This is a genomic window from Nocardia sp. NPDC051929, assembly GCF_044548645.1.
In the GTDB taxonomy this organism is placed as follows: Bacteria; Actinomycetota; Actinomycetes; order Mycobacteriales; family Mycobacteriaceae; genus Nocardia; species Nocardia sichangensis.
In genome coordinates this window covers 269,743-282,278 of the sequence record NZ_JBIUCG010000012.1, presented here as the reverse complement: position 1 = coordinate 282,278, position 12,536 = coordinate 269,743, and the positions used below count along the sequence as shown (strand labels likewise).

The following is a 12,536-nucleotide window of genomic DNA, read 5'->3' as shown; positions in this document are numbered from 1 at the left end:
TGCAGGAGATCGTGGCCGAGACCTTCGCCGAGGTGCTCGGCGTGGAGCGGGTCGGCCTGGACGACGACTTCTTCGAGCTGGGCGGTAACTCGCTGGTCGCCACGCAGGTGGCGGCGCGGCTGGGTGAGGCGCTGAACACGCAGGTGCCGGTGCGCACGCTGTTCGAGGCGTCGACCGTGGTCGCACTGGCCGCGAAGGTGGAATCGGCCGCCGGAGCGGGTGGCCGGACGCCGCTGGTGGCGCGGGAGCGGCCCGAGCTGGTGCCGCTGTCGTTGGCTCAGCAGCGGATGTGGTTCCTCAACCGGTTCGACAACCGCACCGCGGTGAACAACATTCCGGTGGCGCTGCGGCTGAGCGGTGCGCTGGACGTCGACGCGCTGGGTGCGGCGATCGGTGACGTGCTCGCGCGCCACGAGGCGCTGCGCACGATCTACCCCGAGGTGGAGGGCACCGGTTACCAGCGCGTGCTGCCGGTCGGTGAGGTCGCCTTCGATGTGGTCGCCGAGCCCGTCGCCGCGGACGCGCTGCCCGCGCGGATCGTGGAGCTGGCGAGCGTCGGCTTCGACGTGACCGCCGAGATCCCGTTCCGGGCGAGCCTGTTGTCGCTGTCGGCGACCGAGCACGTCGCGGTGCTGGTGCTGCATCACATCAGCGCGGACGGTTTCTCGCTGCGGCCGTTGCTGCGCGATGTGGTGCTCGCCTACACCGAGCGCGCTCGCGGCGAGGTGCCGTCCTGGGCTCCGCTCGAGGTGCAGTACGCCGACTACGCGCTGTGGCAGCGCGAGGTGCTCGGCGCCGAGGACGACGCCGAGTCCGTCGCGGCCAGGCAGATCGCCTACTGGACCGAGCAGTTGCGTGACCTGCCCGACCAGATCGAGCTGCCCGCCGACCGGCCCCGGCCGGAGATCGCCTCCAATGCCGGTGGCACGTACAACTTCTCGGTCGACGCGCAGGTGCACGAGGCGCTGGCCGAGCTGGCGCGCGCCCGCGGCGTGACGCTGTTCATGGTGGTGCACGCCGCGCTGGCGGTGTGGGCGGGCCGGTTGTCGGGCAGCACCGACGTCGCGATCGGCACGCCGATCGCGGGCCGCGGTGAACGCGCGCTCGACGACGTGGTCGGCATGTTCGTCAACACGCTCGTGCTGCGCAGCCAGGTCGAGCCGGGCGCAGGCTTCGACGAGCTGCTCGAGCAGGTGCGCCGCACCGACCTGGCCGCCTTCGCCAACGCCGACGTGCCGTTCGAGCGGCTGGTGGACGTGCTCAGCCCGGCGCGCTCGCAGGCGCACCACCCGCTGTTCCAGGTCGCGCTGACCTTCGAGGCGGCCTCGGCGGCCGCTCTCGGTGCGGTCGCGCTGCCCGGTGGCGTCGAGGTCGCCGCGGTCGAGTTCGATCCGGGCACCGCGAAATTCGACGTGCAGCTCACCGTGGGCGAGGCCGCCGACGGCGGGTTGACGCTGTCGTGGAACTACGCCACCGAATTGTTCGATCCCGAGACGGTGGCCGCGTTCGCGGATCGTTTCGTGCGCATCCTGCGCGGGGTCGCCGAGGATCCTCGGGCGGCGATCGGCGATATCGATCTGCTCGGCGAGGGCGAGCGGCTGGACGTCTCGCAGCGCTGGGTGTCGTCGGGTTCCGAAAGCGTCGCAGGGCTTTTCGCCGATCCGAACATCACTCTGGTCGGGCTGTTCGACGCGGCTGTGGCCGCGCATCCGCATCGCGTCGCGGCCCGCTTCGGCGTGGAGACGCTGACCTACGCCGAGCTGGACCGGCGCGCGAATGTGCTGGCGCGCAGGCTGATCAGCGACGGCGCGGGGCCGGAGACGCTGGTCGCGGTGATCCTGCCGCGGTCGCTGGATTTGGTGGTGGCGCTGCTGGCGGTGGTGAAGACCGGCGCGGGTTACGTGCCGGTGGACCCGACCTACCCGGCCGAGCGCATCGCCTACGTACTCGCCGACTCCCGGCCGACCAGCGTGGTGCTCGACTCCACGGTGCAGGTCGAGGTGCCCGCCGGGCTGCCGTCGGTCGTGCTGGACGGATTCGCGGTGGAGACCGGCAACGTCGAGGACGCCGACGACGCCCCGATCACCAACGCCGACCGCAACTCCGCGCTCACGCCGGACAATGTCGCGTACGTGATCTACACCTCCGGCTCGACCGGCCGCCCGAAGGGCGTCGCGGTCGCGCACCGCAACGTGGTGCGGCTGTTCGCGAACACCGACCGCGACTTCGGTTTCGGACCCGACGACGTGTGGACGCTGTTCCACAGCTACGCCTTCGACTTCTCGGTGTGGGAGCTGTGGGGTCCGCTGCTGTTCGGCGGCACCCTCGTGGTGGTCGACTACTACACCTCGCGCTCGCCGGAGCAGTTCCTGGAACTGCTGCGCGCCGAGCGGGTCACGGTGCTCAACCAGACCCCGTCGGCGTTCTACCAGCTGGCCGAGGCCGACCGGAACGCCGCGCCCGACGCCGCCGCTCTGGCGCTGCGGTATGTGGTGTTCGGCGGTGAGGCGCTGGAGCTGCGCAGGCTGTCGGATTGGGTGGCGCGCCACGGCGACGGCACCGGCGCGACGGCTGGCACCGCGCCGCTGCTGGTCAACATGTACGGCATCACCGAGACCACGGTGCACGTGTCCTATCGCGCGCTGGACGCCGCGACCATCGCCGCCGCCTCCGGCAGCGTGGTCGGCCGCGCCATCGCCGGTCTGCGGGTGTACGTCCTCGACAGCAGGCTGCGCCCGGTGCCGGTCGGCGTCGCGGGCGAGATGTACGTGGCGGGCCCGCAATTGGCGCGTGGCTACCTCGGACGCCCGGATCTGTCGGCGACCCGTTTCGTCGCCGACCCGATGGGCGGCACGTCGGGTGGGCGGCTGTATCGCTCCGGCGACCTCGCCCGCTGGAACCGCTTCGGTGAACTCGAGTACCTGGGCCGCGCCGACGACCAGGTGAAGGTGCGCGGCTTCCGCATCGAACTCGGCGAGATCGAGTCCGCGATCCTCGCCCAGCCGGGCATCGCCCAAGCCGCGGTCATCGTGCGTGAGGACCAGCCCGGCGATCAGCGGATCGTCGCCTACGTGGTGTCCGAGCCGGATGCCGAGCCCGTGCTGGACGCGGTGCGCGACGGCGCGGCCGCGCAACTGCCCGCCTACATGGTGCCCTCGGCCGTGGTGCGGCTGGAATGGATCCCGCTGACCGTCAACGGGAAGCTGGACCGTCGCGCGCTGCCCGCCCCGACGGCGACCTCGCGCGCGTTCCGCGCGCCGGTCACGCCGGTGCAGGAGACCGTGGCGGCGGTGTTCGCCGACGTGCTCGGCCTGGAGCGGGTCGGCGTGGACGACGACTTCTTCGACCTCGGCGGCAACTCGCTGATCGCGACCAGGGTGGTCGCCCGCATCGGCGCGGCGCTGGGGACGACGGTCGCGGTGCGCACCCTGTTCGAGGCCTCGACGGTGGAAGCGCTCGCCGCTCGGGTGGAATCGCACGCCGACGGCGCGGCCCGCGCCCGGCTCGTCGCCCGCGAGCGCGCGGCGGGCGAACTGGTGCCGCTGTCGTTCGCGCAGCAGCGCATGTGGTTCCTGAACAAGTACGACACCTCCTCGGCGGCCTACAACCTGCCGATCGCCATCAGGCTCACCGGCGCGCTGGACGTCGAAGCGCTGCGGCTGGCGGTGGCCGATGTGGTGCGCAGGCACGAATCGCTGCGCACCCGTTACCCCGAGCACGGCGGCACCCCGGTCCAGGTGATCGTGCCCGCCGAGGACATCGCCCTGGATCTGCGTCCCGTGGCGGTGGACCCGGCGCGGTTGATCGAGACGGTGACCGAGTTCGTCACCACCGGATTCGACGTGGCCGAACAGGTTCCGCTGCGCACCCGGCTGTACGCGGCCGGGCCGGACGAGCACGTACTCGTCGTGGTGGTGCACCACATCGCGGCCGACGGTTTCTCGATGGGACCGTTGACCCGCGACGTGATGGCCGCCTACACCGCGCGCAGCACCGGCAGCGCTCCCGGCTGGGCGCCGCTGGCGGTGCAGTACGCCGACTTCGCGGTGTGGCAGCGCGAGATCCTCGGGTCCGAGGACGATTCCGACTCCCTGCTGGCTAAGCAGGTCGCCTACTGGCGGCACGCGCTCGACGACATCCCCGACGAACTGGCCCTGCCCACCGACCGCCCGCGTCCGGCCGTCGCCTCGCACCGCGGCGCGACGTTGCACCGCGAGCTGTCCGGTGAACTGGTCGCCGCGCTCGAGGAGATCGCGCGGCAGCGCGGCGCGTCGCTGTTCATGGTGATGCACGGCGCGCTGGCGGTGCTGCTGGCGCGGCTGTCGGGCAGCGACGATGTCGCGGTCGGCACCCCGGTCGCGGGCCGCGGCGAGGCCGCGCTCGACGACCTGGTCGGCATGTTCGTCAACACGCTGGTGCTGCGCACTGGAATCGAGCCGGGCGAGTCGTTCGCCGACCTGCTCGGCCGGGTGCGCCGCACCGACCTGGACGCCTACGGCAACGCCGACGTGCCGTTCGAGCGGCTGGTGGAACTGCTCGCGCCGGAGCGCTCGCAGGCCCGCAACCCGCTGTTCCAGGTGATGCTGGCGTTCCAGAACTTGGAGCGCACCACCCTGGAACTGCCGGGGCTTTCGGTGTCGGCGCTGGACCTGGAAGAGAACGTCGCGCGCTTCGACCTGCAGTTCACCCTCGCCGAGCGCGGCGAAAACGGTTCCGGCGCCATGGCTTTGGCGCTCACCTACGCCACCGAGCTGTTCGACGAGTCGACCGCCGCGGCCATCGTGGATCGCTGGGAGCGTGTGCTCGCCGCGGTGGCGGCCGATCCGTCGGTCGCCGTCGGCGCGATCGACGTGCTCGACGCCGCCGAGCGCGCCGACCTGGTCGCGCGCACCGGCGCGCCCGCCACGCCCGCGCGGACGCTGCCGGACCTGATCGCCGAGGCCGCCGCCATCGATCCCGAGGCGCCCGCCGTGGTGTTCCAGGGGAGAAGTGTGTCCTATGGCGAGCTGGACGCGCGGTCCAACCGCTTGGCCCGCTTGCTGATCGAGCGCGGTATCGGCACCGAGGATCTGGTGGCGGTCGCCGTGCCGCGCTCGGACGAGTCGTACTTCGCCGAGTGGGCGGTGTCGAAGTCCGGTGCCGCGTTCGTGCCGATCGACCCGGCCTATCCGGCCGACCGCATCGCGCACATGGTCACCGACTCCGGTTCCCCGATCGGCCTGACCGTGGCGTCGGTGCGCGCCGAACTGCCGGAATCGGTCGAGTGGCTGGTACTCGACGAACTGGATCTCGACGGGTTCGACAGCGCCCCGGTGACCGACGGCGATCGGGTGCGCCCGGTGCGGCCGGAGCACCCCGCCTACGTCATCTACACCTCCGGTTCCACCGGCGTGCCCAAGGGCGTCGTGGTCACCCACGCCGGTCTCGCGAACTTCCGCGACGAGCAGAACGCCCGCTACGACGTCGACTCCGACACGCGCGCACTGCATTTCGCCTCGCCCAGCTTCGACGCCTCGATCCTGGAGTTCCTGCTCGCGATCGGCCGCGGCGGCGCCCTGGTGGTCTGCCCGCCCGGCGTGTACGGCGGCGAGGAACTGTCCGAGCTGATCCGCGCCGAGCGGGTCACGCACGCCTTCATCACCCCGTCGGTGCTCGCGTCGCTGGATTCGGCCGCGCTGGCAGGCATGCGGGTGATCGTGGCGGGCGGCGAGGCCGTGCCGGCCGATCTGGTCACCAAGTGGGGTGGCGCGCCGGACGGTTCGGGCCGCCGCTTCCACAACGGTTACGGCCCGACCGAGACCACGATCATGACCAACATCAGCGACGCGCTCGCGCCCGGCGACCGGGTCACCATCGGTGGCCCGACCCGCGGCATGCAGTCGCTGATCCTGGACGCCCAGCTCAGGCCCGTTCCGGTGGGTGTCGCGGGTGAGCTGTATCTGTCGGGCGTCCAGCTGGCGCGCGGCTACCACGCCCGCCCCGGCCTGTCGGCGGAACGGTTCGTCGCCAACCCGTACGTGCCCGGCGCGCGGATGTACCGCACCGGCGACGTGGTGCGCTGGACCCGGGTCGGGCACTCCGCGGGCTCCGCGCCCGCTGGAGGAGTCGAATCCCTAGTTGTCGAATACGTAGGCCGCTCCGACTTCCAGGTGAAGGTGCGCGGTTTCCGCATCGAACTCGGCGAGATCGACGCCGCGCTCGCCTCGCACGAGACCGTCGACTTCGCCGTCACCGTGGGCCACAAGAGCGCCGCGGGCGCCGTGTCGCTGGTGTCGTACGTCGTTGCCGCGCAAGGTCATTCGATCGACGTCGCGGCGCTGACCGCGCACGTCGAGGAGCGCCTGCCCGCCTACATGGTGCCCTCGTCGATCATGGTGATCGACCATGTGCCGCTCACCCCGGTGGGCAAGCTGGACCGTAAGGCGCTGCCGGAGCCCGTGTTCGCGACCGAGGTCGTGTTCCGTGCGGCGCGCACGCCGGTCGAGCAGACCATCGCGGAAGTGTTCGCCGAGGTGCTGGGCGTGGAGCGGGTCGGCGTGGACGACTCCTTCTTCGCGCTCGGCGGCGACAGCATCGTCTCCATCCAGTTGGTGTCGCGGGCCAAGGCGCGCGGCGTGGTGTTCACGCCGCGGCACGTGTTCGAGCAGCGCACCGTGGCCGGGCTGGCCTCGGTCGCGGAGACCACCGAGGCGGCCGAGGCGTCGGCGACGACGCTGGCCGAGCCGCCCGGCGGCGGCATCGGCGCTATGCCGTTGACGCCGGTGGTGCGGTTCATGGCCGAGCGGCGCGGCTCGTTCGGCCGGTTCAACCAGACGCTGGCGCTGGAACTGCCGATCGGCATCGACCGGGCGGGCATCGCCGCGACGGTCGGCGCGGTCATCGATCGCCACGACATGCTGCGCGCGAGCCTGCGCCGCGACGGCGACGACTGGGTGGTCGAGACCGCCGCGCCGGGCACGGTCGCGGTGGACGCGCTGATCGATCGCACCGAGTTCGACGCGAACGTCACCGACGCCGAACTGGTCGAGATCGCCGCGGCGGCACTGGACGAGTCGCTGGACCGGCTCGATCCGGCCGCGGGCGTGGTCATCCGGTTCGTCTGGCTCGAGCCGGATTCCGCCGAGCGCGCCGGACGCCTGGTCGTCGTCGCCCACCACTTGGTGGTGGACGGCGTCTCCTGGCGCATCCTGGTGCCCGACTTCGTCGCCGCGTGGGGGCAGCGCACCGCCGGGCAGACGCCCGAGTTGGTCGCCCCGGCCACGTCGATGCGGGCGTGGGCGCACGCGCTGGAGCGCGAAGCGGTCAGCCCGGAGCGGGTGGCCGAACTGGACTACTGGCGTTCGGTGGTCGGTACGGCCGATCCGCTGCTGACCGAGCGTGCGATGGATCCGGCTCTCGACACCTCGGGCGTCATCGAGAAGCATCAGGTCGAGGTGTCCGCCGAGGTCACCAAGGCCCTGCTCACCACGGTTCCGGCGCTGTTCCACGGCGGTGTGAACGACGGCCTGCTGACCGCGCTGGCGCTGGCCACCGCCAAGTGGCGGGCGCGGCGGGTGGCCGCTCGCGGCGAGGATTCGCTGCTGATCCGCTTGGAGGGTCACGGCCGCGAGGAAGACGTGGTGCCGGGTGCGGATCTGTCGCGCACCGTCGGCTGGTTCACCGCGATCTACCCGGTCGCCTTCGACCTGTCCGGCATCGACGTCGATGCCGCGTTCACCGGCGGTCCCGCGCTGGGCGCGGCCGTGAAGGCGGTCAAGGAGCAGTTGCTGTCGGTGCCCGACAAGGGCATCGGCTACGGCCTGCTGCGGTACCTGAACACCGAGACCGCGGCCGAGTTGCCGCGTGAGCTGCCCGGCCAGGTGAGTTTCAACTACCTCGGCCGCGTCTCCGAGGGTGACGTGCCGGAGTCGCTGCGCGGCTTCGGCTGGATCCCCGCGCCGGAACTCGGCGCGCTGGGCGGGGCCTACGACGCGGACATGCCCGCGATGGCGCCGCTGGACGTGAACGCGATCGTGGTCGGCGACAAGCTGACCGCCAACATCGGCTACCCGTCGACCCTGCTGTCGGCCGCCGAGGTGCGCGAGTTCGGCGAATTGTGGACCGCGGCGCTGGAAGCTGTCGCGCGGCACGCCAATTCGGCGGGCGCGGGCGGGCATACACCGTCGGACTTCGCGCTGGTGCGCAGCACGCAACGCGATATCGACGTCTGGGAGCGGCGCTTCCCGGCGCTGGCCGACGTGTGGCCGCTGTCGGCGTTGCAGGCCGGTCTGCTGTTCCACGCCCGCCTCGCGGCGACCTCGGTGGACGTGTACACCGCCCAGGCGGTGCTGACGCTCACCGGCCGGGTGGACGCCGCCCGGTTGCGCTCGGCCGCACAGGCTCTGGTGGACCGCTACGAGAACCTGCGCACGGCGTTCGTCAGCGACCACGACGGCAACCCGGTGCAGATCGTGCTGGACAGCGTCCGGGTGGCGTGGGCCGAGCACGACCGGATCGAATCCGGTGCGGCCGACGACCTGATCGAGGCCGATCGCATGAGCCGGTTCGACCTGGCCGCGCCGCCGCTGATCCGCTTCACGCTGATCCAGGTCGCGGCCGACCGCTGGCAGTTCGTGGTGTCCAACCACCACATCCTGCTCGACGGCTGGTCCATGCCGCTGCTCATGCGGGATCTGCTGGTGCTCTACGCCGCGCACGCGGACGTCTCCGCGCTGCCCGCGGTGCGGTCCTACCGGCACTTCCTGGACTGGACCCGGCAGCAGGATCAGGCGGCGTCGCTGGCCGCGTGGGCGCACGCGCTGCGCGGCGTCGGCGAGCCGACCCTGCTGGCGCGGCCGGACGCCGGTCGCGAGATCACCTCGCTGTCCGGCGAGTACTTCTTCGACCTTGACGAGGCGACCACCGCGCGGCTGACCGCGCTGGCCGGCTCGCTGGGCGTCACCCCGAACACCGTGTTGCAGACGGCGTGGGGCATTCTCGTCGGCCGCATGACCAGCCGCGACGACGTGCTGTTCGGCACCACCGTCTCCGGTCGTCCCGCGCAGCTGTCCGGCGTGGAGGCGATGGTCGGCCTGTTCATCAACACCGTGCCGGTGCGGGTGCGTTTCGATCCGTCGGAGTCCGTGCGCGACCTGCTGGTCCGCACGCAGGGCGAGCAGGCCGACCTGATCGACCACCACTACGTGGGCCTGGCCGACATCCAGGCCGTCGCGGGCGTCGGCGGGCTGTTCGACACCCTGGTGGTGTTCGAGTCCTACCCGGTCGACGCCGCGGGCTTGCAGGCGCAGGCGGCGGACATCGACGGCATGGCCGTGGTCGGCCTGGACGCGGCCGACGCCACGCACTACCCGCTGACCCTGATCGCGCAGCTGGATTCGCGGCTGCGGGTGCGCGCGGGCTACCTGCGCGACCTGTTCGACGAGCAGACGGTGCGCCGCATCGCCGACCGCTTGGTCCGGGTGCTCACCGCGATCACCGCCGAACCCGAGGCGGTGGTCGGCGACATCGAGCTGCTGGATGCCGCCGAGCGCGAGCTCGTGGTGTCCGGGTGGAACGACACCGCGCATCCGGTGGACACCGGCGCGACGTTGGTGTCGATGTTCTACGACCAGGTCGAACGCACTCCGGACGCGACGGCGGTCACGTTCGAGGGGACAAGTCTGTCCTACGCCGAGTTCTCTTGGCGGGTGAACCAGCTGGCGCGCTGGCTGATCGCGCGCGGTGTGGGCGCGGAATCGTTTGTGGCGCTGGGTATGCGGCGCTCGATCGATTTGGTGGTCGGCATGTACGCCGTCGCCGTGGCCGGTGGTTCGTATGTTCCGCTGGACCCGGATCACCCGGCCGAGCGCACGGAATACATCCTCGGCACGGCCGACCCGGTGTGTGTGCTGACCTCCGGTAGCGATCTGGACATCGACACCGCGCAGGTGCGCATCGATCTGCTCGATCTGAAGGGTCTGTCCGAGGCCCCGGTCACCGACGCGGATCGCCGTGCGCCGCTGCTTCCGTCGAACACCGCCTACGTGATCTTCACGTCGGGTTCGACGGGTCGTCCGAAGGGTGTGGCGGTTTCGCATTCGGCGATCGTCAACCGCCTGGTGTGGATGCAGACCGCGTACCAGTTGACCGGCGCTGACGTGGTGTTGCAGAAGACGCCTGCGACCTTCGATGTGTCGGTGTGGGAATTCTTCTGGCCGTTGCAGATCGGTGCCCGCCTGGTCGTGGCGAAGCCGGACGGTCATCGCGACCCGGCCTACCTCGCCGAGATCATCAGCGCCGAGAAGGTGACCGTCACCCACTTCGTGCCCTCGATGCTCGCGGTATTCGTCGCCGATGCCGCCGCCGCGCAGTGCGATTCGCTGCGTCTGGTGTTCGCTTCGGGTGAGGCGTTGCCGCCCAAGCCCGCGCACCGCCTGCGCGAGCTGACCGGCGCGTCCCTGCACAACCTGTACGGCCCGACCGAAGCGGCGGTCGACGTCACCTTCCACGAGGTCGTCGACGCCGACGCCGAGACGGTGCCGATCGGTGCTCCGGTGTTCAACACGCAGGTGTTCGTGCTGGACGCTCGCTTGCGTCCGGTCCCCGTTGGTGTCGCGGGTGAGCTGTACCTCGCGGGTGTTCAGCTGGCGCGGGGTTACGTCGCGCGCCCGGATCTGACGAGTGACCGGTTCGTCGCCAACCCGTATGGGGAGCCCGGCGCGCGGATGTACCGTACCGGCGACCTGGTGGCGTGGACCGAACACGGCGAGCTGGAGTACCTGGGCCGCACCGACTTCCAGGTGAAACTGCGTGGTCTGCGTATCGAACTCGGGGAGATCGAGCAGGCGCTGACCGGCCTGGACGAGGTCGCGCAAGCCGTCGTCGTGGTGCGCTCCGACGCGCACGCGGGCGATCAGCTCGTCGCGTACGTCATCCCCGCGCCGGACGCCGCGCTGGACACCGACCTGGTGCGCGAGGACCTCGGTCGGCAGCTGCCCGCGTACATGGTGCCGTCGATCGTGATGGCGCTGGAGGAGTTCCCGCTCAACGCTTCGGGCAAGCTGGACCGCAAGGCGCTGCCCGCGCCGGTGTTCGAGGCCGCGGTGTTCCGCGCGCCGACCACGCCGGTCGAAGAAATCGTCGCCGCCACCTTCGCCGACGTGCTCGGCCTCGAGCGGGTGGGTCTGGACGACGACTTCTTCGCCCTCGGCGGCAACTCGCTGTCGGCCACCCAGGTCGCCGCCCGGCTGTCGGCGGCGCTGGACACCGACCTCGGCGTGCGTGAGCTGTTCGAGGCCTCCACCGTGGTCGCTTTGGCGGCGCGCGCGGAGACCAAGGCGGGTGTGGGCGGTCGTGCGCCGCTGGCGCCGCAGCAGCGGCCGGAGCTGGTGCCGCTGTCGCTGGCCCAGCAGCGTATGTGGTTCCTCAACCGCTTCGATCCCGACTCGGCGGTGGACAACATCCCGGCCGCGGTGCGGCTGTCGGGCCTGCTGGACCGGCAGGCGTTGCAGATCGCCGTCGCCGACGTGCTGGCCCGCCACGAGTCGCTGCGCACCTTCTACCCCGAGGTGGACGGCGCCGCGCGGCAGCAGATCGTGGCCACGGCCAAGGTCATCCCGGACCTGACGCCGGTCGACGTCACCGAAGCCGAACTGCCCGAGCGGCTTTCGCAGCTGATCGGCACGGCCTTCGACGTCACCGCCGAGGTGCCCTTCCGCGCCAGGCTGTTCGAGATCAGCCCCACCGAGCACGTGCTCGCCCTGGTGGTGCACCACATCTCGGCCGACGGTTTCTCCATGGGCCCGCTGACCCGCGACGTGATGACCGCCTACGGCGCCCGCGTCGACGGCGGCGAGCCCGCCTGGCGTCCGCTGGAGGTCCAGTACGCCGACTTCGCGCTGTGGCAGCGTCAGGTGCTCGGCGCCGAGGACGATCCGGCTTCGGTGATCGCCGAGCAGATCTCGTTCTGGTCGGACTCGCTGCGCGGGCTGCCCGAGCAGCTGGATCTGCCGTCGGATCGGCCGCGTCCCGCGGTCGCCTCCGGTCGCGGCGCCACGCACGTCTTCGAGATCGACGCGCAGACCCACGCTCAGCTGACCGAACTGGCCCGCACCAGGGGCGCGACGCTGTTCATGGTCGCGCACACCGCGCTGGCCGTGCTGCTGTCGCGGCTGTCCGGCGAGGACGACATCGCGATCGGCACTCCGGTCGCCGGACGTGGCGAGCGCGCGCTCGATGACCTGATCGGCATGTTCGTCAACACTCTCGTGTTGCGGACCCCGGTCAGGGCCGGTGCGACGTTCACCGAGTTGCTGCGTGCGGTGCGCGCCACCGACATCGCCGCGTTCGGGCACGCGGACCTGCCGTTCGAGCGGCTGGTGGAGATCCTGAACCCGGCGCGCTCGCAGGCGCGGCACCCGTTGTTCCAGGTGATGCTGTCGTTCCAGAACACCGGCCAGAACAGCCTGGAGCTGCCCGGTCTGACGGTGAGCGGTGTCGAATTGCCGATCGACGTCGCCAAGTTCGACCTGCAACTGGTGCTGTCCGAACGCGACGCC

Annotated in this window: 1 protein-coding gene (running past one end of the window); it reads left to right on the top strand. The window is 71.2% G+C overall.

All coding sequences use genetic code 11. The features are described 5' to 3' along the window. Positions 1 to 12,536, top strand: part of the annotated coding region (locus tag ACIHAX_RS18335; protein WP_397278630.1) for a non-ribosomal peptide synthase/polyketide synthase (this coding region is incomplete at its 5' end). The annotated region continues 18,558 nt past the right edge of the window; 12,536 of its 31,094 annotated nt are in view.